The following is a 26,264-nucleotide window of genomic DNA, read 5'->3' as shown; positions in this document are numbered from 1 at the left end:
GCAAAATTAGGGTATCTTTCACCCGTTGATTATCGATTAACAAGATCAAATTGAGTTGCTCTTTTTATTTTGTATCAAAAAGTAGTTGCACTTCCGTTAATATTAATATTTTTTTCAACTTGATTTAATATAAAATAAAATTCTTGATTAAGAACCGTTTCTTGCAAGTCTTGTTTAAGAAGATAAGCCAAAGGTTTAATTTGATCGTTTATAACCTTGATTCCATTAGAAGAATCTCCTGTTAAAAAGATTATATAGGTATATGGATGAAGAGCTCTTATCTTCTGTGCTAACTGTATACCGGTAAAAAAAGTGTTTAAATCAATATCAATAATAAAAATATCTGTACTCAAAATAGGAAAAACATATAAGTTATGATAAAAATCAATATGGTTCTGAATATCAACAATGTTAAATTTAGCAAAATCACTATTATTAGAATAGTCTTCTAGCTTATTCATTATAACTTTTTTGTGCATCAAATTGTCTTCTATAATATATATGTTAATTAATGTCTCCATAAATATCCCCTCAAAGTTACTATACAGAGTTTCAAGAAAATTTAAAACAAATATGCTTAAAAAAATACTAAAAAGCTATTTTTTTAGTATGAACGGACTTTATAGATGCCTAGACATATCATAATATTAATTATAGTAAAAAGAGAGCAGGTCAAAACTAAAAAACAGTTTCGGTTTATGCTTTAAACACGTATAAACGGCGGGGTAAGAAGTAACTCCTTCGGGAATAAGCTGAAATCCACAAAAATTTGAACACCAATTTTCGTGAATTTCAGCTTATTCCCGAAGGAGTTTAACACTTCTGTCTCAGCCTCTTTTTTCGTGATTCTTACACAATCAAGAAGCGCATGACTCAAAAACAAGCCATCTAAGCATTTCTATCAAGTTTTGACCACGTCTTTGACGGGAGATTCTTTAAATATAAATAGTTTGTCAATTGTTTGCATTGCTGTTCTCTGTGTATCCAATAAAGAATCCGTATAGGTATCTAATGTCATTTTGATTGATTGGTGACCGAGTATTTTACTTAAGCTCGCTATATCAACTCCATTTTCAATACATCGAGTCGCAAAGGTATGTCGCAAAATATGAAAATTGATCCCCGGCAAATCTGCGTCTGCTATGTTTTTCTTAAAATGATTTGTGATAGTTCTGGGCTCAGTTAAACCTTTGTCTCCTTCTATCACATATTCCGATAAAGCTTCTGCTTTTTTTTTCAACAAGTAATCTCTTAGATTATGTGAAAAGGGAATATCTCGAATTGAATATGAAGTTTTTGGTGAACCTATGTGGATTTTTGTTTTAGATTTACTTGAGTTTTCATCAGTAATTCGCGATACAGTCCTTCGTACTCGTATTAAGTTTTCTTTGAAATCAATATCATTCCACTGGAGTCCACTGATTTCTCCAATCCGCATGCCTGAATAAAGTGCCAAAATAACAGGGGAACACTTTTTTTCTTGAAAAGCAATCACTTCTAATTTTTTTTGTTGTACTATAGATAAAGCTGTAACTTTCTTTTTACTAATTTTTGGAAGTTCAACTTGTTCACAAGGATTAATTAGAATATAAGATTCTTGTTTTGCATTTTTTAAACTTTTATTAACAATATTAAAAATATTTTTTATTGTCCCAGGACTTAATTGCTTATTTTGTAATTGTTTAATCCAACTTTGTAGATCTTTAGAGGTAACGTTTGATAGAGCTATTGTTTCAAAGTAAGGAAAAATATAGTTAAGCGCAATCTGACAATATTTTGAATAAGTTGTTTCTTTCACCTCATAACGTACTTTTAAAGTCAACCACTTTCTAATCCACTTAGAAACACTATCCTCATAGCTATTCAATTCAATATGATTAAGTTCTAGGTGTTTTGCTTTTATAAAGATTAATTTTTCTTTTACTTCTGCATATTTTTTTCCATATACAGAACCATATACAATCTTCCCATTCTCAGTTCGATATTTTATATATCTTCCTTCCCAACGCCCATCTTTTCTTTTGTAAATATTTTCACCTTTTTTAGACATAAAATGCTTCCTTTCTTTGACCATTTTTTTGACGGCTCTCATAATTTATTTCGTGTATTATAATTAGAAAACAAAAATATTTATTAAGAAAAAAAACGATACATAACAATTAAATTAAAATTACATTGACAAAAAAACAATAAATAGCTATTATTATGAAAGATATTTTAAATAATGATCATAATAGTTAAGTATATCTATCATCGTTTGTATCGTGATTGTGTAAAAATATAGAAAATTAAAAAGTTTACGCTTCTCTTTAAATTATCAACGATACAGTAAAAGAATGCAAATGAAGTGTCTATAAAGACTGGAGGAGAATAAAAATGAAATTAGGAATAATTAATCACTATGATCAAGATGTGGCGAGTGAGATGGATTCAAAATTAAATAATTTTAATGATGTCTACTTTATGGAATGTGAAAATCTTCCAACTGTCATGGATGCTTCCGGAAAAGATGCAGTGTTAATAGTAAAAAGTGACAAAAGTGATATTAACGAAGTTTGTCAAAACATCATTGAAATAAAAAGAATGTCCATTCCAGTTTGGGTAATGACAAAAGAAAGAATACTAAAAGAAAACTTTGTATATATACAAATGGGCGTTTGTGGTATTTTTAATAGCAATTTTTCTGTGGAAGAGATAGCTCTGATGATTAATAATACACTTCAATATAAATCCAATTCAAAAACTAAAAAACAAATAAACACACAGATAAGTATAAAGCTTAATTGCGACAATAAGTCTTTATGTCTCGATGATCAACTAGTATTCATGACTGAAAGTGAATTTATAGTGCTAGAGTATCTTTTTAAAAATCAAGATAAAGTTTGTACATATGAAGAAATTTTTGAAAAATTACGAAAAGATAAATCAAATAGAAAGGTTGATAAATTTTTATTGGCCAATTTAGTATTTAAAATACGAGAGAAAATTCGTAATAAAATAGATGACAAGAGCGAAATTATAAAAACGATCCGCTCAGTAGGCTATATGATGAATTCTAAAAGCTAGCTTAATGAAATAATAAAAAGTTAAAAAGTAACCTATTTTCACAAGGGATATGTAAAACCAACTTAGGAGGTAAAATGAAAAATAAATTATTTTTATGTGTCATAGCTGCAGCTACAATTTTTGTATTGATTGCTTGTAATACTCAAAAGAAAGTAACGAAAGCTGATTTTGAGTCAATACAAATGGGATTGTCTCAAAAAAAAGTAGAAGATAAATTAGGAAAAGCTGTCATCATAATTAAAGATGAAGCAAAAATAAGTAAACTTATCAAGGTAGATTTAAATAAAATTAATGAAATTTCTGCCAAAGATCCTAAACGTTTATCAACGTTTGTTGGTGAAGATGATTTATCAAACTTACAAATACAGATGACAAATCTTATCAATGGAAAAAAAGTTGAGGTTTTTCAATATGAACTAGCTGATGGAGGGACAGAAAATTTATATTTAATTAACGGAATCGTTATTTTAAAATCTTTTAATTAAATAATATGTAGCAACAAAGAAACAGTAATGATAACAATTTTCTTCTGTTGTCTTACATAAGTAGATGCTTAAAAAAAGGAGTAAAAACATGAAAAAAAATCTTTTTTTGATTGTAGCAATTTTTGTAGCAATAATTGGATTGCTGTTTGTAGCGTTTAGAAATCCTGTAAATAAATCCTATGAGATTAATGAGGCGGGATATACATATTCTCCTAAAGGAAGAGTTATCAAATTTTCTGAACAGGCGAAATACAATAATACTTGGATTAATAATGAAAAAGTAATTGAAGATCACTCGAAAAAGAAAACGATCGATTTATCGAGAACACTTTTCTTAGAAAATAAAGATATTCAATTTCTGGGGAAAAGTGTTGCAATTATAAATAATCAGCAATTAGATGAACTACCTTCGTTTACACATATAGAAAGTAAAGCGAATAGCTATTTAGCTAAAACAGACGCAGGTAAAACGATTAGCACACTTCCCAAAGGGACAGTGGTGAAGTTGGCAGAAGGAAGATATATGCTTTTAGATTCTGCTAATTTACAAAATATGACAGGTTTGAATAAGAAGCTTAAAGATAACTCAATCGTGGTGATTGATGATAATCAAAAGATCCGAATAAGCGGGGAGAAAGAGTCGGAAGAAATGACGAGTGATGATCTTTTCATCACTATGGAAAATAGTGATTATCGTTTTGATTTAACTGCAGAGCGTTTAATCAATGTAAACAATGAAAAAGATCAGATTAATGTAAAAGAAATCAAGGTTGAAATTGACGATCAAGTAAGCAGCCGCCAAAAATACAAAGCTTCCAAAGAAACTAGCCAGACAGAAAAAAGTAATTCTGAACAAGAAGAATCACAAGGAAGTTCAAAAAAACAAGAGACAAGTGCTAGTAATGCTCGCCAAGCAACGGAAGCTGGCACTGACAATACTGCAGCTGCAGCAAATCAAAATGAAGGAGCTGGCACTTCGGGAACTGCAAATTCTGCGAATAATAAAACGAGTCAAACTCAAGATGATGGTTCAAGGATAGAAAATTCTTTGACAGACGATCAAATCGATGAAATCAATGACGTAATCAATAAGCTAAATAAGCTGGAAGAAAATCCGTCATTTGCAGTGCCGATTGTCAACGTTGAAGCGACAGCTGCTAAGAAAAAAATTGAAGGAACCTTGACTATCAGTGATGCTTCTGATCGATTAGAAAAACTAAAGGTTTTATTGAAGCAAGGCGGCAATGTTATTCAACAACAGGAAATTTCGGTAACAGCATCAACTGCTGACTTTGCTTTTGAAAATCTGGAGTATGGAAATACGTATCAACTTCTTGTTGAAGGGAGTTATAAATATAATCAGACAGAATCTCAAGCGGTAACGTTCTATCGTAAGAATTTTACATTATCACCTGTAAAAATTGACAAAAAGATCATTGCTAATGGTTCAGATTCCTTGTCTATTCAATTAAAAGCTTCTGATCAAGATAGTCATATAGATGAATTAGTACTCAAATACAAGATAAATAACAGCCAAGTATCCGATGTAAAAGAAATAGTAGTAAATGTCGCTGAGCTTAATAATGAAGAACGAACAACAGTTTTAGAACTGACAGGATTAGAATCTAATCGTGAATATTTGGTAGAAATGGCACGCTTAGTTGTAGATGGTCAAGAAGTAACTGATAGTAACTGGTACCTTGTTGGCAAAACCAAGAAACGACTTCCTGTTCTTGAAGGGCTTTTACTAGAGTACTCATCCTCAGATTCTCAATTTATAGTGACTCCGCAAAAGCTGAAAGATTTAGATGAAACAATCACTAATATTCGTTATGTGATTTACGCGGAAGAAGACTATGAAGAAAACGGCTCTCAAGCAGAAGTACGTGCTTCTGTAACTGTCAATTCAGCGAATAAAAATAGTGTAGTACGTATTGGTCGAACTGTTGGTATGACCGATGGCAGTTATGTTGCTGTTGCCTATGTGATGGGCAATGATGATCAAAGTGATTACGAATTGCCTCCGGTACGTTCTAATTCCGTAGTGATTGGCATGAAAACTGTGCCTCGGATTGAATTTGAATTAAAAGAAGCAAAACAAGATAGTCTTGATATTTCTTATGAACTCTTTGATCAAGATGAAACGCTGATTATCAATGCATTATCGAAACCAGTCTTTAACATTTACTTATCAGATGCAAACGGAAACGTATTATCAGACACTCCGATTCAGACTAGCACTGTAAATAGTAAAGAAGACTTCACCAAACGATTGCTAGTAGATAAATTGAAAAGCGAATCATATTATGTGGTTACTTTAACTGCTTCTTATAATTTAGATAATGGAAATGGGATTCAGGCTAATCTGGAAATTGGACGCTCTAAACCATATAAAACATTAAAAGTTCAAGACATTACTGCTACTTTTACTCAAACCGATGCCGAGAAAGAAGGAGCAACCGTCAATGTAAAATTGGATAAATTAGGAACGGTCTTGACTTCCGCGATTTTAACGGTGGAAAAAGAAAGAACAGGAACTATTATTCAAACAATCGAAATCTCCGAAGATATGCTTGAAAAAATGCTTACTAAAGAAGGTCTAGAGATAGAAATTTTGGATTTAGAGCATAATTCAGATTATCAAGTATCATTTAGTGAAGCATATGATAGTGGGCAAAATGAAGTAACCGTTGACGGTAAAGGAATATTGAAAACGCGAAAAACAGCACCACAAGTTGAGCGGATTTTATTGAATTATGATCCAGAAAAAGCACAGCTCGGTGCGATTGCAGCGACAAACTCAGCTGAAACAATCCTTGATGAAGATGCAAGTGTTACGTCTATTACCTTCCAACTTTTTGCGGCAGAAGACTTGGCACAAGATGAGAAAGCAACACCTTTAGCAGAAAAGGTAATTACGTCCAGCTTTGATGCGTACACGTATTTCAATTTGCTGACAGAAGAGCTTGGTAGAGGGAAAACATATATTATTCGTGCAGTTGTTAATTGGAATGATCGATTTGATGATTTCGAAATTAATCTACAATCAGATGAATTAGCTATTGATAAAAAATTGCCGAAAGTAGAATTTCATTTGATAAAACGAGATATTGCCGGAATTACAATGAAGACGTATATCGATGATGAGGATAGTGTTCTAGAAAATAATGAAATTACAATTAGTAATGGTACAGAAAAAGTGAAAGTAAAAGATAAACAGGAAGTTGCGATTCCAGCATCTTCTGAAGTGACGATACAAGCAACAGGAGAATATCGTTTGCTTGAAGGAGACGCACTTAAAACAGCTGTTTTACAAGAAAAAAAATTATTACCTTTGACGACTGAAATACCAACAGTTTCTAATCAATTATCCTTTGAGGAGAGCACCCGTCAATTACTAGCAAATGCAACAGTAGTTGGAGGTAGCGGCCAAATAATTGCTTCCAAGCAAAAAATAAAGCATAATTCGGATGAAATTTTTACTAGTTTTATTAAAGGAACCGATGCATTAAGAACACAAAGCTTTGCATTACCAAACAAAGAAGCTGCTATTTGGTTTAATAATGTCTATGACTTTTCATTGGCTACCACTGTTTATTACTCGGAAAATCAGTTAGATAATCAAAATTTTGCTGAACAATATTATTTTGTCATTGATGATGGTACAAAAGTGGTTAATAGTACAAATGGAAAAATTTCAACTACAGAAAATCGCTCTAATGCCAGTATTTATGAACTAAGTATAGGTTCTACTGATGCTAAAGGAAACATTAAAGATGTTAGCTTCAAGAATGTTTTAACGGGTAAATATTTGAGCATAGATACCGGCAATATTGTAGATAATAAAACAGTTGCCTATCTTTTTTCACTAGAACGTTTAGCAAATGGTTCTTATACATTGATGACAGAAAATCGTTATATCAATTTCAACTCAGGTGTCGTTTCTAATAAAAATCAAGCATCAACCATTGATCTTTATTCATCTAATAAAGTTGAAACGAACTCAGAGCAACAAATTACGTTGCCTAAATTAGCTGTGCCAACAGCAGAAATTGATCAGTTATCTGTTTATGATAAAAAGATAACTATGGACTTTTTAGTGACAGATACGGATACCACTATTTTGAAAGACGACACAAGTAATTTGCAGCTTTATGTGAATGTTTATAAAGAAGGAGCTGCAAAACCAATGAAAAGTACAAAGTTAAGTTCCTTAACAGATGTTCGAGCAGCAATCAGCGGCTTAATTCCAGAAACAGCGTATACAGTAAAAATTGAAGCTGTTTATGATTTGCTTGAAGAAACAGGTAGTGAGACCGCTGTGTTAGCAAGTAAAAACTTCACCACCTTGGCAGCTGCGCCGGAAATCACTGAAACAACATATACTTGGTCACCTAGTGTTTACGTAAAAAACGGTAGAAAAATTGCGAACACGACCGAATTTACTGATGAAAGTAATATTTTAGATACGATTGAATATCGTTTATTTGAATTAACAAGTGATATTCAATATTCAACTGATATTGAAAAAATGGAAACGGTACTGGCTAATAAAACGCCAGTAACAGTTTACGATTCAGCCGAAAAAATGAATAATTTTGATTTATATGATGAAAATGGTCAGCAACGATTTGTTTCTGGAAAGACTTACATCATTGCAGCTTATGTAAAGACGATTAAAACAGAAGAAGTTCCTGAATTTTTAGGAAATGTTAATAAAATAACAATTACAGTACCTGCAACGCCAACAGCAGAGTTGCAGGTAGATAACGTGACTAGTAAGTTGGCTGATGTTAAATTTTCGTATAACGATTCTCACGGCTACATTCTTTCTGGCAACACTAAACCATTTAAATATGTATTGACTGAAACAAGCACGGGGAACCCAGCAACTTATGTTGAGGGATACTCAGGTTCTTTCACTGGAACTAATGCTTCTACTTGGTTGAAAAACTTCCAGGGATTGAATCCTTCAACTGGCTATACTCTAACAATTACAGCTTCCTATAATGATTTAAATGGGGCAGGAAATAGAACTTGGACGAAAAAAGTCGATTTTACAACAAGCGATGAGTATGTAACTTCTAACCCATTAATTTATATTCTAAATGGCACTAGTCTGACGCTTAAAGTGTCAAACCTCAATAATGGCTCAGCTGTGATCACTGATAGCCGACTAGTTCTTTATAAATACAATGCACAAACGAACACAATTGGTGCAGAGATTGTCAGCAAAAAAATTCCAGTCGCGGCAAATTATCCAATTGATGTAAGTGAAGTTTTTGATATTAGTACTTTAATGAGTAGTAATGAGTATCTAATGGCTAGTTTTGAAGTAACTTACGACACAGATTTAGGCGAAAAAAATCAAATTTATACTGTTCAAAATGTAGTTTATGTCGGTTCTACTAAGAGCTTGATACAACCTTTAAATGTAACAACAAGGCTTGAAGGTTTTACTATTCAAACAAAGGATCTACCATCTGATGTTTCTGAGTATACAGTGATTATGACAAATGAACGCGGCCAAACGGTAGCCAAAAAAACAGCATCATCTGTACAACTTGTTGAAGCACTTACTATTCCTACTGATGATCAGGCAGTGAAGCGAGTGGAAGTTATGAACAAAGATAACATTGTGGCTTCTTACCAAACGAATCAGTTTGAAGAAACAGTAACAGCTTATTATACAAATCAAGACGTTGTTATAAAAAAATCGGATGCTCTAGCTAATGAAAAATATGAGGTCACTGTTCAAGGAAAAGATATGTCTTTAGCGGATCAATTATTAAAAACTTTAAAAGAAGGTCTTGTATTTAAAACTGCAACTTTAGATGTCGATCAATTGTTTGAGAATGAAAAAAAAGAACAAAAAGTATACGAAATAGATGGGGCGGATTTGGGTAGAGGATATAAGCTTCCTTATTCCATCAACCAATATGACATTGAAATAAAAGAAGTTAAAACTGGTAATAAGTTAGTACTTCAAACATCGGAGGTGCTGAAATGAAAGGAACAGCGAAAATAATTGTGGTTTTGGGAACAGTAGTCCTTGTTTTAGGTGCTGTCTTGTTTCTAGGTTCAAAAACTTCTGCTCATTTTGAAAAAATTACGTTGGATAAAGCTGGCGTGGTAATGGATTCTAATGTTGAAACTGCACAGTTTTCTACAGGAGATGTACTGTACCGCATGTGGAATGAGGAAGAAATGATTGATACAGCAACCGGCACACAAAAGCGCCAAATTTTAACTGATAATATTCTCTTTTTTGAAGATAATGACATTCTTTTTACCGATAAGTTTACAGTCATTGATACTAACGGTTTAACTGAAAAAACAAGGAGTCGGGTTGTTTACAACCTTAATAGCGAAGGCAGTTACACAGTTGATAATTCTGTTATTGCTGAAAATAGTATTGTTAAGCTGGCAAAACGTATGTACTTTTTAAATACAGCCGCTAAAGTTTATTTTGGTGAGGAAGAAGTAACAACGGTCGATCGACCGTTGTTACTAATCGATAAAACCGGCAGTGTTATTGTTTATGATGTACCAACCAAAAAACGTTATTTAGGGCATCTCACTTTAGTTGTTGATGAAAAAAAGCGTTTTGATGTTAGTGACGAAAAATATTATGTTGATGATCGCGTCATTGATTTGGCAAGTTTTGGCGGAACGGATAATAAAAAACTTGTTTTAGAATCTTCTAGTTCAAGTGAAATAGAAAAAGAAACGAAATCAAGTACTTCAGATAAGAAAAATGATACGGAAGACTCTTTATCAGCTGAGCGGAATTACTCTAGTGAAAACTCTGCCTCTGGAACTGACAATAACCAATTAGGTTTGAATACAAATTCTGATGGTTCAACTGGAGCTGGTACCAGCTCAGTAAGCAACACAGAGGAAACAAATAGTAATGTTAGTCAAGGGAGTAGTAATTCGGGTTCATTTATTACACTTAAAGATTATCAAGCGTTATTAGATAAAATAGATAAATTAAATAAAAAATCTGAAAAAGCAATTCCTGTATTAACATTAAATTATATTAATCCGGAAGTAACCAACATTTCTTATAATTATCAGATTATTGACGTAGATCATACTCTTGTTGGTTCACCTAAAGTGGAGCTTATAAAAAATAAATCGGATGAAGTTGTAGATACTGCTTATATTAGTCCGACATCTAGTATTGAGGCTTTTACAGGTTTAGTGCCAAATACAGCTTACTATTTGCGCTTTACGTATCAATATGACTTAGGTAAAGGTGAAGGTGTCCAGTCTTTAGAGGTGAAAAGTAATCCATTTGAAACCACTAAGGTTGAAGCTGTATATCAATTAAAGCATGTAAATAGTGATGCAATGACGATAAAGGCTAGTCTTGACCAACAAATGTCAGATTTGAGTCGTGTTCGTTTAAAAATAACTGCAGAAGACGGAACGTCTTTTTCTATTGAAGGAAATACTAATTTAATAAGCAATGGAGGACAAGAATTCACTATTTCTGATTTGCTACCGGAAACTAAGTACCAGTATCAATTAGAATTATTTTTAACATCTGGTGAATCTTTGCTTTTGAAAGAATCGAAACAATATCAAACATTAGCAGGCACTATCCTTAATGCGCTGGATGCTAGCGTTACTGAAAACAATTTAATTGAAGTAGCTTATGATTGGACTTCTGTTGATTATCAATTACAAGATGTTTCTTTAAAATTGGTGAATGCAACTACGGAGTACACAATTCCTTATCGAATAGTTGGACAAAGTGATGAGGGACTGACTGTTGTACCATTAATTGAAGGTGACTATTCTACGTTTTCTGTACAGCTTAATTTAAACGTTTTGAAAGCTGAAAGTACTAAGTCTGAAGTATTGACTTATGATGATGACACGATTATTTCTTATAATAAAAATGCTAGTTCGGTCATTCGACAGCAAAATACTGAGTTTTTAACTTTTGGAACAAGCTTTGATAGTAATTTTAATGCTCTGTCGGAAGGAATCGATCAACTAGAGATAACAACGGATAGTAGTTTAATGAATTCTGAAACAACGGATAGTGAGCAACTTACAGAAACAAATGATCTAAATACTCTGAATGAACAAAATGATAATTATATGTGTATTTTACAATGGACAGCACCCACTGAAGCCGAATATACCGTAGTTACAGAGCGAAAGGAGAAACAACAAAGCATCACTACACCTTTAGAGATATTATCGCAAGAAGAAAACTGGCAAGCATTTGATAGTCAAACAGTAGCGGTTTCTGAAAATAACATATTAAAAATGGAGTTGGAACTTTCAAAATTGAGCGTAGATACATTTGAGTTTAGACAAGCAATATATGACAACAATGGTACCTTGATGATGTATGTCTATTCAAGGGAATGAAAGGCGGAAAAACATGGATTTAGTAGTGGGATTAAGTTTATTAGGAGCGGCACTTGTTATAGGACTTGCAAGTTTAGGAGCAACGATTGGTCAAGGAATTGCTGTCAGTCGAGCGACTGAAATAATTGGGAAAAATCCTAAAGCAAAAAAGGAAGTAATGGGTGGATTATTTTTAGGATTATTGATGATTGTAGTGTTGATGTTATTTTCATTAGCAATTGCTGTAATTCTATTGTGGTTCAATCCATTTATTAATTAGGGCTTAATTATGAATAATAAAGTAATAGAAGTATTAAACTTTTTTGCTCAAATGATAGAAACTACTGAAACTGCCAAACGAACGATAAGTAGTATCGTAAGTAATTTCTTTCAACTGTTAATTGAAATAATTAGTCAGTTTTTATTTTTTCTATTGTGTTTACTTCCTTTTGTTGGAGGACTTGCAATTTTAGGTATGCTTATCTGGCAGACGATTCGTTATTTTCTTCGATTATTTAGCACCTTGGATGAATCGCTTGCAGAAGATACCATATTAAAAGAACATGTTCAAAAGCAAGTGATTCGAACAGAAAAAAAAGATCATGAAAAAGAGCGGGCAAATTGGCAAAGTAGAATTGAGCAGTTAGTAAAAGCAAGAGCTTACTATCAAAAAGAATATGAAAAGCTATCTTCTGAATTAGAAAAAATACAAGCTCGCCCTTGTGAGCCAATGAATGTTTTAATTGAGCCTGTTGAAATAAAAGTTCCTGTGCCTGATAAAGCATTGAGTTTAGCACTGTATAAGTCGGATATGAAAAAACAGCTTAGAACAGTCCTTTCATCAGTAGAAGGTATGGCAGCAAAAGCTATATATCAAGAAGCGATTGAAAAATTTACTTCTGAAATGTTTGTGATGCAGATTCGCTATGCTTTACCCTACAAAGTAATCCTGCGCCTTTTTGAAATGTATAACGAAGAAAAACGAAGAAAATTCTATCAATCTTTCAATATCATGATGGATGCGTTAAACAGTCGGAAATATAAAAAAATTTATCGTAACACTTATTATTCTTCAGAACAAAAAATCCAACTGTTTGCTCAATTTGGTTTATTAGATAAATTAGATAAAGAATTCATCGATTTTTTATTTTATTTATTAAACAGATACAGTTATCGGCAAGTAAGAGAATTATATCAGCATTTTCAAAAAGTTTGGAGCATCAGACATTACCAAGGCACAGTAAAGGTGATCCTGCCATCCGAAACTGAGATAAGTGTATTTAAAGAATTATGGGATGACACTCTTTCGTATTGCACGATGGAATTTGTCATTCATGCCGAAATAAAAAAAGGTGTGATTATTCAAACCGCTCAAACCTCAGTCGATTTAAGTTATCATCAATTAATCGATCAAAATATTGATCTTTATGAAATGGAAGTGAGTCTTTGAAATATAAAGAATTTGATATAGAAAAATTTGAAACTCCAGTAGATATTGATTTTCTACAGGAAAATGGACAAGTTGACAGTATCTCAGATGGAATTATTTTTTGTTCAGGTCTGGAAAGCAGCTTTTATAATGAATTAGTAATTATCGATGGACAATTTCACGGAATGGTTATGGATCTACAAGAAGAACTAGTCGGAATTGGGATTCTTGAAGATACCAATGAAATTAAAGAAGGCATGGCTGTCAAGCGAACCGGTCAGCCTATTAGTATCCGAATTTCCGATAAAATTCGAGGTGGCGTTATCAATCCTTTAGGCGAGTCTTTATATCGAGGAAAAAGCGATACGGAAAAAAATTATTTTGTGCCCATGTTTTCTATTACCCCACCAATTATGTCTATTGAAAGTGTGACTCGTCCTTTAGAAACAGGAATTATGATTTTGGATACACTTTTACCAATTGGGAAAGGGCAACGGCAATTAATTCTAGGGGATCGTCAAACAGGAAAAACACAAATCGCTTTAGATACGATTATCAATCAAAAGGGAAAAAACGTTCATTGTATTTTTGTTTCAATTGGGCTGAAAATGCACTATATCACTGAAGTAATAGAAGCCTTGAAAAAAAATGAAGCAATGAATTATACAACAATTGTAGCGACAACTTCGAGCGATAGTGTTACTTCTCAGTATCTAACGCCTTATGCAGGCATGGCACTAGCGGAAAGTTTGATGAAAAAAGGTGAAGACGTACTGATTGTTTTAGATAATTTAACAAAACATGCAGATGTTTATCGCACGATTTCCTTACTATTTAATCGTCCGCCAGGAAGAGAGGCTTATCCAGGAGACATATTTTATATCCATTCTAGTTTGCTAGAACGGGCAGTTCAAATGAACGAAGACCATAAAGGAGGCTCAATTACAGCTCTACCAATCATTGAAACTTTATCTAATGACGTGTCAGCGTATGTACCAACAAATGTTGTTTCAATCACAGACGGACAAATATTACTGAAAGCTGATTTATTTAACAGCGGTCAAAAACCGGCAGTCGATGTAAATGTTTCTGTTTCCCGAATAGGAGGAGACGCGCAACAGCCAATTATCCGTCAATTGAGTAAGGGTCTAAATTTGATCGTTTCTCAATATTATGATTTGAAAGAACTGCTGGATTTTGGGAATGCATTAGATGAAGAAAGTCAAATCATTGTAGATAAAGGTCGAATTTTGATGGAGATCTTTAAACAAGAAGAATGTGCTCCCTTGGCGTCTGGAGAGACAGCGGCCTTGCTTTATCTGTTGAAAAAAGATGAGTTAATTACATTGGAGACAAAACAAATCAAATCATTTAAGCTGCTGTTTTTGCAGAAATTAAAAGAAAGTGAATGGTTTGACGAATTAAATCGAATTGTACAAACAGAAAAAGAATTGGGAGAACTGCTAGAAGATAAGATTTTGACTTTAGCGACAGAAATAAGGCAGGCGATTGAATGAGTGGGCAAGTGATAGAAAAAAAGATTCAAGCGCTGAAATCTACTTATAAAGTTGTCCGAGTGACAGAATTGGCAACTTTGGGAAAACTTGGTTTTTTACGCCAGCGTGCAGAGCAAGCTGTGGATTACTATGAAAATATTCTTGAAAATTTGCGTTATGTGAAAAATAACATGTATCTGTCCCAAAATAACGTTCAGGAAAAACGGATTGCCGTATTGGTGATAACTTCTGACAGAGGATTATGCGGTTCATACAATAATAATATATTTGAACAAGTTGATAATTTTTTGGCAACAGTTAAAGAAGATCAAATCGTAGATTTTTATGTAATTGGAGAGCAAGGCAAAGAATATCTTCTGAGAAGAAAACAACAAATAAAGAAATATTTAAAAATCTCGTTGGAAGAAATTACGTTAGAAACAGCTGATGCTCTTGCATTGGAATTTATTAATGGTATCTATCAAGGAGAAATTGATGCTTTATATATCCTTTTTACGAAGTATCTCAGCGCTGTTTCCTCGGTTGCTTTAAAGCAAAAAATTTATCCGGAAACATCTGAGGATTCTGCTGAAGATATTTCTTCTGAATATATCTTGGATTATGACGAATCGGATGAAGAAATTGAACAACTGCTACTGACTAATTACATCAGTGGTTTACTCTACAGTGTTTTTTTATACTCTGTTGCTAGTGAAAATTGCACAAGAAGAATTGTGATGAAAGAAGCAAAAGATAATATTGAAAAACAATTAGAAGAAATTATTCGAGAGAAAAGAAAAATCGATCGTCAAAATCAAACTAATGAATTGATGGATATTATCAATGGGTCGTCAGTTATAAGAAAGGGTGAAGAAAATTGTTAAATCAAGAACATTATGGAACCATTACTAGTATTAGTGGATTTGTACTGACGATTGAATTTGATGGTGAAGGACAACTACCAGAAATCGGTACTGCTCTTTCTTACAAAACCCATGTTGGTAGCTATGTTGCAGAAGTGGTTCAGCATATGGGAATTAATGGAGTACGTGCTATTGCAGTTGGTGAAGTTAATGGCTTAGCTAGAGGAGCACGAGTGAAAAACTTAAATCGAACGATTGAAATGCCAGTTGGTTATGAAACACTAGGTCGGATGTACAACGTATATGGTGATCCAATTGATGGCAAGCCGGACAATAATGAAAAGAGATGGTCGATCTTCCGTTCACCACCCAGCTTATCAGAAATGAGTGATGATAAGGAAATCATGCGAACAGGTATTAAGATTATTGATTTTTTATGCCCAATTCTAAAAGGTGGTAAAACGGGTCTATTCGGTGGCGCTGGTGTTGGAAAATCCGTTTTAATGCAGGAATTGATTAATAATATCAGTCGACAAGGTGGCTATTCTGTATTTACCGGTGTAGGCGAACGAGTAAGAGAAGGGGTCGGGTTGTACAACGAACTGCAAGAAAGTGGAGTTTTAGAGTCTACTAGCATCGTATTAGGGCAAATGAATGAATCTCCCGGCGTACGAATGCGTGTAGCAATGTCAGGACTTACAATTGCTGAGTATCTGAGAGATCATGAAAAAAAAGACGTGTTACTTTTTATCGATAATGTTTTTCGTTATATTCAGGCTGGTTCAGAAGTTTCTGCATTACAAGGAAAAATTCCAATTACGGGCGGTTATCAATCAACACTTTCAAAAGAAGTCGGTGCTTTGCAAGAGAGAATAGCTTCGACTAAAGATGGTTCTATTACTTCTATTCAATGTGTTTTTTTACCTGCAGATGATATAGATGATCCATCAGCGGTAGCTATATTCAGTCATTTAGATTCAACGATAGTACTAGATCGTTCAATTGCAGGGCTTGGTATCTTTCCAGCTGTGGATCCTTTGGCTTCCAGTTCTAGAGCATTGACAGCATCTTTTGTAGGTCAACGTCATTATCAGTTAGCTGTAGAAACTAAATTTATTTTGCAACGTTATACCGAATTGCAAGAGATCATCAATGTATTAGGGATGGGCGAGTTAAGTGAAGAAGATCAGCAACTAGTTTATCGAGCTCGAAAACTAAGAAATTATTTCTCTCAACCTTTTTATGTTTCTGAAAAATTTACTGGTATGCCCGGTACTTTTGTTGGAATCGATCAGTTACTGGATGATGTAGAAAATATTATTAATGGCGCATATGATGATTTGTCAGAAAGTCAATTTCTATTTATCGGTTCTGTTACAAAGGATCAATCGGCGGTGACAGAAGAGTGAAGCTTTTATTAATCTCACCGGAAGGATTGCATTACGAACAAGAAGTGACGGGCTTTGTTTACGATAGTCGGACAGGTCAAAAAACGGTGTTAGCGGATCAAATTGAAACGTTATCTTTTTTTGAATATACACAATTGTCCATTCTTTCAGGGGAAAAATCAGAAATTTTTTATATTGCATTAGGTTATGTTCTTGTGAAAGAAGGCGAATCAAAGATTGTAGCGAAAATTGTATCAAAAGATGAAACCGAAGCTAGTGAACGTTATCATCAATTAATCAACAAGGCTATTAGAAGGGATGCTTTATGATAGAGCACTTACCTATTTCCATATTACAACAACTTTTTTTGTGTTTGCTTTTTCTAGCATTGTTTTTCTTACTATTTACAGTAGTTTTTTTCTTGATCAAGCAAAATTTTATTCAATCAAAAGGCTCTTTTAGTAAGCTTAAAAAATATAATCGATTAAAAATGATGTACCCTTATTTATCTGTTTTTGTTACTTTACAAGTAAGTGCGTTCTCTTTATCTGGAACAATTTTGATTTTGTCATTAATAAGAAAGCTTCCTGCTTGGATGTTACTTGTAAGTTTGACAGTAACTTTTTGCAGTCAACTAATTTGTTGGCATGATAAGAAAACCGAGAAAAACAAGCGAAGAATCAAATTTTTACAAGGTATGTCTTTAATATTGTTAGCAGTTTACTTTTCGATTCTTTTTTACTTAAGTAATAGTCCTGTTAGATTACTGTTTTTTGGATTAACAGCTTTAACTACATGGACTGTATATTTATATGCTGCTGTTAAGTTATATCAGTATTCTTTTCGAAAAAAAGTACGTCTAAAAAGAAGGAATCCGCAGCATTTACAAGAAGAATAAAAACAATCATTCTCCAGCGTCTAAAAAAAGCATCTTGAATTTTAAATAAGATATGTTTTATGGAGATTTTTAGGCGCAGAGTCTGTTTGTTGCTCACCTTAATTTAAATTCATTTGAGTGAGGTTGTAAGTGGAAAATTTCTTGGCGGTTGAGATGTTCATTAACAAGTGTAGAATCAATAATTTTAAAGTATTGAAGATAAAACTATTTAAGGAGAAATTATGAAACGTAAATTAATTATTTTGAGTGCATTGAGTATTTTGACTAGTGCCAATTTAGGTCCGATTTTTGCCTATGGTATAGAAGAAGTTGAGAGTGAAACTGTAACGACTACTGAGGAAACAACTGTATCTGCAGAAGTTCCAGAAGAACAAGCAACTAGCGCTAGTGAAACGAAAAAAGAACCCGGAATGGAATCTGTGGAACAAACAGAAGAGGCTGTTACAGAAACTTCTGACACTTCAGAGAAAGAATCCGTTTCTGAGAAAGAAGCAATAACAAGCAACAGCGCACCGCAACAAATTTATGCGGAAACACCTGTGGAACAAGTGCCACCAGTATATGAGGATGCGCTACCTAATCTAATGGAGCCACTGCCTGAAATTTTTGAAGTACATAAAAATGAAACTGCAGCTAATTTTATCCGTCGGATTGGAGAAGCTGCTAGAAAAGTTGGGCAGGAATCACAGTTATACGCTTCAGTAATGATTGCCCAAGCTATTTTGGAAACGGGTTCTGGTCAAAGTACATTGGGACAAGCGCCATATTTTAATTTATTTGGGATTAAAGGAGAATTTGAAGGCCAATCGGTGACCCTGTTCACATCTGAGGATGATGGTACCGGTCATTTACATCAGGTGAGTGCAGCGTTTCGTCAGTATCCAAATTATCAGAAGTCTTTTGAAGACTACGCAAAATTAATCAAAGAAGGCGTTGCTGGAAATCAAAAACTTTACACGGGCGTTTGGAAAGAACATGCATCGACTTATCAAGAAGCGACTAAAGCACTGACGGGTGTGTATGCGACAGATATTCACTACGATCAGAAATTGAATGCCCTGATTGAAGAATATCATTTGACTGAATACGATCAGATCAAAGCCGCAAGCGAATTAAATTCCGTTTTGATTCAAACAGCCAGTCATGCAGATAGTGATTTTCCAGAATATGCTGGTCAAAGCTATCCGGGAGCGTACTATTATGCAGACGGTAACTGCACGCAATATGTTTATAACCGCATTTTTCAACTAGGCGGTTTTGTAGATGTAAATATGGGAAATGGTATGGATTGGGGAATGAGCGGGCAAGTAAAAGGTTATGAAGTGTCTTCCAAACCTAAAACAGGAACGGCAGTAAGTTTCCCGCCTACTGTTGGAGGTGCAGATGCTACGTACGGTCATGTAGCTTTTGTGGAACATATTTATGAAAATGGCTCGATTTTAATCTCAGAAATGAATGCTATTGGACTAGGAACAGTGTCCTATAGAGTGATTGAGGCCCAGACCGCATCGACCCTACTTTACGTAACACCTAAATAACAAAATGAGCAACAGTCCAGGAAGGCTTGGACTGTTTTCGTGCAGAGAATAATTAAGAAAAACTGTAGCTGATAATTGAGTACCTGAGGAGCCCAAAGCAGTCAGTGTTCCTGAGAATAAGTTAGTGATGTTTGGAAAATAAAGTAGAGTGGCTAAAGAAAAATTCTAAGTTGTTTTTCAGTGGAAAAGGAGGAAAAAAATTGAAAACAAGAAAATTATTTACGATGATTATAATATTTTGTTTAGTGTCGACTCAATTTTTCTTACCGGTATTTGTAGCTAATGCTATTGGTATGGATAAAACGGAAGAAACAACCGAGCAAGAAACGAATAAGACAACCGCTACCACAGCAGTAGAAACGGTAGCGTCTGATGTAGTAGCTGAGGCACCGCCAATAGAAGCAAAACAAAACGAGCAAGAAGAGACAAAGCAAAGTGAGCAAGAAGAGACAAGAGCAAGTACTTTTGAAAAGCAAGAAGCTGAGCTTCCCGCTGTACGTGCTACATCAGAAAATTTTGCTACTTTTGATGGTGTGTCGCTAAGTGGAGAAAATGATAGTGTGAGTATTCATAATTATCAGTCAAGTATTGATGTTAGGACGTTGACAGTGAGTGCTGAATTTGAAACAAAAGAAGCTGTAACAAGTCGAACCCTTGAAGTGAAAATAGAAAATGGTCTGGCTTTTTCTTCACTTCCTGGAATGAAAGCGACAGATTCTAATAAGTCGAACTGGCAATTTGATGAAAGCACTTTACCCACTCAACTACAAGGTGTGATAGTTAATGCGACATATGTTCCCAATCAGACTGTTGCAGGCTATCAACCTAGAGCTGGTAAGATTATTTATAAAATTAATTCAGATATCAATTCAGTTATTTTTAGCGCAGGTATTGTAACAGACAAAACTTTAAATGTAGCTAAAAGTAGTTTGACGCTTAATACACCTCTTGTTGTTAAAAGTATGGAAAATGATACAGTGATTCAAGAAGAAAAGCTTGAGTCTATCATCTTAAACGGTGATGTGTATCCAGTACTTTATTCAAGTGGACGTAAGCAGAGTTTATCCTTGAAACCCGGTGAAAAAGGAACCATAACTAAAGAATTTGATGAAAGAAATGATAAGACGCCTTTATTACAAATTTATGCTGTTGTTGATAAGATAGAATATGTGTTTAAGATAAATAAAAATGCAGGTATTAAAGAGGTAACATTTCCGGCAAACACATCAGCTTTTTCAGCAGTGATTGATAGAGCACGCGATGCAGCTTATGATTATGTTGCTGTTACGCTAGACAAGGTCTATTTAAATAGAGCGACAGGGATACAGGCAGTAAATTTTGACTATGAAGTACCAGCGGATGCAGTAGATGGCACGTATTATTTAACTCTAGAGTCGGCTAAAATTACTGCTAATGGACAAGAGTTTAATGATACAACTAGTTGGACTAGCGAACAACAAACGATTAACGTTGCTTCAGCTTCCCAAGTTAAACTTACTGATGTTACGAATAAATACTTTGTCTATGATCCTTTGGTAGCAGAGACAAATATGATTACGCTAGGTGGTTTTGCGCTTTCTAATGTGGGGGCAGAATCAACTGATCAAAAGGTACGTATGACTTTTACTGATGAAAACATTGGTGTACGTGCAGTTAGTCTTCCTCATGAAGCCGGTGGAGCAGCGACGGATGTAGTTGTGAAAACCAATAAAGGGCAAACCTTTACAAAGGCGAAGCTGCAAGGTGATGCCATGCATTCAAATTATAGATTATATCGTTATAATTTATTGTTATCTAGTTTAGGTACAGTTGCAAAAGATGAGTATATCACAGAAGTTTCTTATAATATGGGGAAAATACCAGCAGGAGAAATTAGTGGTTCGAGCTATCGCGGAAGTTTAGGGATGGTTAATACGGATTATAATACACTACCTATTGCTTATCACGGTTATCTGCTGAATGTGCCAGCGTCTAAAACCTTCAGTGCTTCAACGACAATCGTGGATGCAGATAAAGAGTTTAATGATGACCAAGCACTTTCTGCAACGAATGTCATGAATGTGGTTGATCCCCAATATGCCACTTTTGCTACATCATCAAATATTTCGAGTAACACTCAGTTTTTAAGTGGTTCAACACATACACTAAATGCAAATTTAAAGATAGTAGATTATACTTATCAGACAACCTCACCCAGTGTAATTAAAGGCTTTGATGTGTATCTTCGTGAAGGAGAGTATCTAAATATTAACGCGGATTCAATCGCTGTCGTTTATGAAGGTGAAACATATAGTGTTGCCAATGGAAAAATCGTAGCTACGGCTGGTGTCGATAACGCTGGTTATCCTCTTTATAAAATTGAATTACCAGATGTATTATTAGGAAGAGCTAAAGGAGAATCTTTTTCGGCATTTTCCGGAATCAGTCTGACCTATGATGTAAAAGTCAAATCATCAGCGCCTACTACCTATATTCCAGGGAATGAACTTATTCAAATTTTTACTAAAAACTTAAAAACATCGAAGTCAAACGGTGGAAATTCGTTGTTTAACAATCCGGATATTTATGATGTAAATGGCAATGGTGATACAGATGAATATGCGGGAACCCTACCATACACTGTGGGGGTACAGTTGATCGATCAAAAAGATTTTTCAGTTATTACTTCAGCTAATTTGAATGATGGGTCTTGGGTTAGTTATGACTATAATACAAATATGGAGATCATCAATTTGAACCCAAGTGGTGAAGCTAAATATCAACTGTCTATTTCAAATAATTCAGGTGCCAGTATTGATGGTTACACTGCTTTAATTCCTATTCCTAAAGCTGGCGAAAAAACAGATTTGACACCTAATACTGCATCAGAATTTGATGTCAATAGACATATACAAAAAATAGCCTTTGGGTGGACCGCCTCTCTTTTAGAAGAAATTGTCCCCTCTGAAAAACTGAATTATGAAATACTATATGCATCGAGTTATGAAACCGATAAAGATTCTACTAAATTTAAAACATGGGACGAGATTGGCAATAAAAATGACATTCGAATGGTGAAAGTAGTTACTAAAGATGCTATTCCGGATGGTACTAGTGATGCTGTCATATTTAAACTAGCATTAACGGATCCAGCTGCAGATTTACATGCAGGAAAGACCAATATTTATTCGGCTCGGATTTATCGAAATGTTTTAGGTAATGTGGGATATACCCCCTCTGAACCAGTAGCTATTCGTTTGAAAACAGGAGTAATCAAAGGTCAAGTTTTCAATGATATAAATAGAAATGGATTAAAAGAAGCTACTGAAACTGGTGCAAATGGTGTAACAGTTCATGCGTATGAAACAGGTTCTAATCGAACAAAATTAATTGAATCAACATTAACTAAAAAAATCGGTGGTGTGGATGGCTGCTATGAACTTACAGGATTGGCTAAAGATCAAAATGTAGATATCGTTTTTGTTAATCCTACAATAGATGACAGTACTCGTTTTTCACCAGTAACTTTAGGCGGATCTACACCGACTCCGGACAATGATCAGCGAAATGCGCAAACCACTAAAGTGACACCAAGTGGGACTGGCTTTGATACGATTAATGCAGGAATTATTCGTCCGATTAAGATTACTCTTAATGCAGGAGAAGGAACGACTGCTCAAGAAACTGTCAAAAAATATCCGGGAGAAGCAATCGAAGCAGAGCCAAAAGCGGAACTTAAAGGAAAAACATTTATCGGCTGGTATACTCAAGAAACAGGAGGCACAAAAGTGAGCTTTCCATATACTGCTGGAGCCAATGATGTCACTTTATACGCTCGCTATGTTAATAATTCTTACAAAGTCATTTACAATATAGATGGTACAACAGAAGAAACAACAGCAAATTACGATTCATTGTTAACGAAACCAGAGGATCCAAGTAAAGACGGCTATACTTTTACTGGTTGGTATACAGAGGCTACTGGGGGAGAAAAGTGGGATTTTGCTACAGATAAAATGTCCGACCATGATTTAACCTTATATGCTCGCTTTAGTGCTGGGGATTATACACTAACCTTTAACGTAGACGGAATAACAAGTACTCAAGCAGTAGAGTTTGACACTTTGGTAAGTCAACCGGAGGATCCAAGTAAAGCAGGCTATACTTTTGCAGGCTGGTACACAGAGACTACTGGGGGAGAAAAGTGGGATTTTGCTACAGATAAAATGCCTGCTCATGATGTTACTTTATATGCTCATTTTACCGTTAATCAGTATACTGTCACTTTTGTGAATGATGGAGAAACAGACACGCAAGCAGTCAATTATGATACTTTGGTAACCAAACCTACCATTCCTGTAAAAACGGGTTATACGTTTGACGGTTGGTATACTGAAGTTTCTGGTGGGGAAGAATGGAACTTTAGTGTCAACAAAATGCCGAGCAATAATCTGACTTTATATGCAAGATTTACGGTTAACCAATATACATTAACGTTTGATGATGAAGGTGAAATAAGTACTCAGTTAGTGAATTATGATACCTTGGTAACCGAACCAGAAGCACCAACAAAGGCCGGTTATTCATTTATCGGTTGGTATGATGCTCAAACTGGCGGGAAAAAATGGAACTTTAATACAGATAAAATGCCTGCCAATGATCACACCTTATATGCTCGTTATGGTACAAATACTTATACGGTAACTTATAATAATCAAGGGAAAACAGAAACGGAAACAGTTGTCTTTGGTGAGTTATTGACAGAACCGAAGAAACCGGCAAAAGCCGGCTATCGTTTCGGTGGCTGGTACGAAGCAGTGGATGATATTATCTGGAATTTCAAACTAGATAAAATACCTGCAAGAGATTTCACTCTAATCGCTCAATTTATAGCGGAAGATCAGACGATTACATTTGATACAGATGGTGGTAGCAGTGTAGAGGATATTGTTGCACTAACAGATAGTCCAATTGACTTGGATAGGGTAACAACTCCAACGAAAAAAGGCTATCAATTTATTGGCTGGTTCGATGAAAATGACAAGCAAATTACAGGTACGATTAAAATGCCGGCAGGTGGCATGAGCTTAAAAGCAAAATGGACTGCTTCTGATCAAGTAATTATATTTAATACAGATGGTGGCACGAGTGTAGCATCCCTTTTACTCAAGACAAATGAAACTTTCGACATAGACGATCAGATAACAACACGTGCCGGCTATACGTTTGACGGTTGGTATGATGAAGCGAATGAGTTGGTGACTGGTGTACAAACTGTGAAAGCTGGCGGAGCAACTTATGAAGCGAAATGGACAGCCCAAGATCAAACGATTACGTTTGATTTGAATGGGGGAGACCCAACTACTCAACCGGAAAGTATTACTGCACCGACAGATAGTGAAGTTGAACTGGACAATATAACACAACCAACAAGAAGTGGCTATCAATTTATCGGTTGGTTTGACGAAAATGACAAACAAATTACAGGTATGATTAAAATGCCGGCAGGTGGGCTGAAGTTAAAAGCCAAATGGCAAGCAGAAGAGCAGTTGATTCAATTTAATGCTAATGGCGGTACAAGCATTCCTGCGCTAAGACTGACAGTAGATGAAACATATGACTTGGATCAACAAGTTACCTCACGCGCTGGCTACTCCTTCCAAGGTTGGTATAATGAAGCTGATGAACGAGTATCCGGTGTACAAACGGTAATAAAAGGTGGTGCAACGTATACAGCAAACTGGCAAGCGGAAGATCAAACTATTGTGTTTGATGTTAACGGGGGAGATGTAAGCACGCAACCTGAAAGCATCACAGCACCAACTGATAGTGACATTAAACTTGATGAAATATCACTTCCAACAAGAGCTGGCTATCAATTTATCGGTTGGTTTGCTGGAGATCATCAGGTAACAGGAATCATTACAATGCCAGCGGGTGGTATGAAGCTGAAAGCAAAATGGTTGGCTGATGAACAAACCATTCAATTCAAGACCGATGGCGGTACCCCAGTAACTACCTTAACTGTCAAGACTGGCGAAACCTATGACCTAGATAAACAAATTACGCTTAAAGCAGGTTATCTATTTTTAGGTTGGTACAATGAAGTCGATGAGTTGGTTACGGGAAAACAAATTGCAACGCATGGTGGTGCACTCTACACAGCTAAGTGGAAGGCAGCGGATCAAACCATTACTTTTGATATAAACGGAGGGGATCCAGCTTCTCAACCAGCTGCAATTAAAGCACCTAGCAATAGCAAAGTAGATCTTGCAAAAGTGAAACAACCAACCCGAACAGGGTATACCTTTATCGGCTGGCACAATAATAAAACATACGTTGCTGGTATCATCACTATGCCAGTAGGGGGCATGACTTTAAAAGCAAACTGGCAGAAAAATATAGTGAATGAACTTGATGCTAATAATAAGTCCTCAAAAAATATAACAAAGACAAGTTCTGGAACCACTCTAAAAAGCACTGCTAAAAACAAATTGCCAAGTACAGGTGAAAAAGTAGTAGCAAACTTTATGGGCTATATCATTATAAGTGGCGCAATTTTCCTAATCTGGCATAAAAAGCAGAAAAGAAAAACGAAGAAATAATTGAAGCGTTGTCCAGCGTTTATTCAGTTTTAAATGACTATCAATTTTTAATTAGTCATTTAAAATCCGAATAAGCGTTGAGTGAAGCTAAGCGTAGAAGTGTATTACTTAATTACCTCAACTCTTCCAAAGCAATTTGAATATCTT

At 34.8% G+C, this 26,264-nt stretch carries 15 protein-coding genes; 13 read left to right on the top strand and 2 right to left on the bottom strand.

Annotation, left to right across the window (positions count from 1 at the left end):
- Nucleotides 1-74: 74 nt before the first annotated feature.
- Nucleotides 75-521, bottom strand: coding sequence for a hypothetical protein (locus ABH902_RS09495; RefSeq protein ID WP_404590482.1), 447 nt, complete (start codon nt 519-521; stop codon nt 75-77).
- A gap of 380 nt (nt 522-901) precedes the next feature.
- Entirely contained in the window at nt 902-2,050 is a 1,149-nt protein-coding gene (locus ABH902_RS09490) for a tyrosine-type recombinase/integrase (protein WP_404590481.1), read from the bottom strand.
- Between the two features lie 326 nt (nt 2,051-2,376).
- On the opposite strand from ABH902_RS09490, the gene ABH902_RS09485 reads away from it, so the two are divergent.
- The 13 genes from ABH902_RS09485 (at nt 2,377) to ABH902_RS09425 (ending at nt 26,117) form a co-directional block, all read left to right on the top strand.
- Complete coding sequence (locus tag ABH902_RS09485; RefSeq protein ID WP_404590480.1) at nt 2,377-3,066, top strand: winged helix-turn-helix domain-containing protein; 690 nt, start codon at nt 2,377-2,379, stop codon at nt 3,064-3,066.
- 74 nt (nt 3,067-3,140) lie between these two features.
- On the top strand, nt 3,141-3,551 hold the full coding sequence (locus ABH902_RS09480; RefSeq protein WP_404590479.1) for a hypothetical protein: 411 nt from the start codon (nt 3,141-3,143) through the stop codon (nt 3,549-3,551).
- A gap of 88 nt (nt 3,552-3,639) precedes the next feature.
- Nucleotides 3,640-9,561, top strand: coding sequence for a hypothetical protein (locus ABH902_RS09475; protein ID WP_404590478.1), 5,922 nt, complete (start codon nt 3,640-3,642; stop codon nt 9,559-9,561).
- Nucleotides 9,558-11,942, top strand: a complete 2,385-nt coding sequence (locus tag ABH902_RS09470) for a hypothetical protein (RefSeq protein WP_404590477.1) — start codon at nt 9,558-9,560, stop codon at nt 11,940-11,942. Before ABH902_RS09475 ends, ABH902_RS09470 begins: the two co-directional genes overlap by 4 nt.
- Before the next feature lie 13 nt (nt 11,943-11,955).
- On the top strand, nt 11,956-12,201 hold the full coding sequence (locus tag ABH902_RS09465; protein WP_404590476.1) for an ATP F0F1 synthase subunit C: 246 nt from the start codon (nt 11,956-11,958) through the stop codon (nt 12,199-12,201).
- Nucleotides 12,202-12,210: 9 nt separating this feature from the next.
- Nucleotides 12,211-13,371 (top strand): hypothetical protein, encoded by a 1,161-nt coding sequence (locus ABH902_RS09460; protein WP_404590475.1) that lies wholly within the window; start codon nt 12,211-12,213, stop codon nt 13,369-13,371.
- Nucleotides 13,368-14,867 (top strand): F0F1 ATP synthase subunit alpha, encoded by a 1,500-nt coding sequence (locus ABH902_RS09455; protein WP_404590474.1) that lies wholly within the window; start codon nt 13,368-13,370, stop codon nt 14,865-14,867. Before ABH902_RS09460 ends, ABH902_RS09455 begins: the two co-directional genes overlap by 4 nt.
- Nucleotides 14,868-14,875: 8 nt before the next feature.
- The gene (locus ABH902_RS09450) at nt 14,876-15,730 is read left to right on the top strand and encodes a FoF1 ATP synthase subunit gamma (RefSeq protein ID WP_404590473.1); all 855 of its coding nucleotides are present in this window, start codon (nt 14,876-14,878) and stop codon (nt 15,728-15,730) included.
- Entirely contained in the window at nt 15,724-17,118 is a 1,395-nt protein-coding gene (atpD, locus tag ABH902_RS09445) for a F0F1 ATP synthase subunit beta (RefSeq protein WP_404590472.1), read from the top strand. The genes ABH902_RS09450 and atpD overlap by 7 nt, the downstream gene beginning before the upstream one ends.
- The gene (locus ABH902_RS09440) at nt 17,115-17,426 is read left to right on the top strand and encodes a hypothetical protein (RefSeq protein ID WP_404590471.1); all 312 of its coding nucleotides are present in this window, start codon (nt 17,115-17,117) and stop codon (nt 17,424-17,426) included. The genes atpD and ABH902_RS09440 overlap by 4 nt, the downstream gene beginning before the upstream one ends.
- A complete protein-coding gene (locus ABH902_RS09435; protein WP_404590470.1) occupies nt 17,423-17,995 on the top strand; it encodes a hypothetical protein in 573 nt (190 codons plus the stop codon). Before ABH902_RS09440 ends, ABH902_RS09435 begins: the two co-directional genes overlap by 4 nt.
- 221 nt (nt 17,996-18,216) lie before the next feature.
- Nucleotides 18,217-19,533: a glucosaminidase domain-containing protein gene (locus tag ABH902_RS09430; RefSeq protein WP_404590469.1), complete on the top strand. Its 1,317-nt coding sequence runs from the start codon at nt 18,217-18,219 to the stop codon at nt 19,531-19,533.
- 200 nt (nt 19,534-19,733) lie between these two features.
- On the top strand, nt 19,734-26,117 hold the full coding sequence (locus tag ABH902_RS09425) for an InlB B-repeat-containing protein (protein ID WP_404590468.1): 6,384 nt from the start codon (nt 19,734-19,736) through the stop codon (nt 26,115-26,117).
- The last annotated feature ends 147 nt before the right edge of the window (nt 26,118-26,264 follow it).

The organism is Enterococcus sp. UD-01 (assembly GCF_044909655.1).
In the GTDB taxonomy this organism is placed as follows: domain Bacteria; phylum Bacillota; class Bacilli; order Lactobacillales; family Enterococcaceae; genus Enterococcus_L.
Note: the sequence above shows the minus strand (reverse complement) of the source record. Positions and strands in the feature narration are given on the sequence as shown.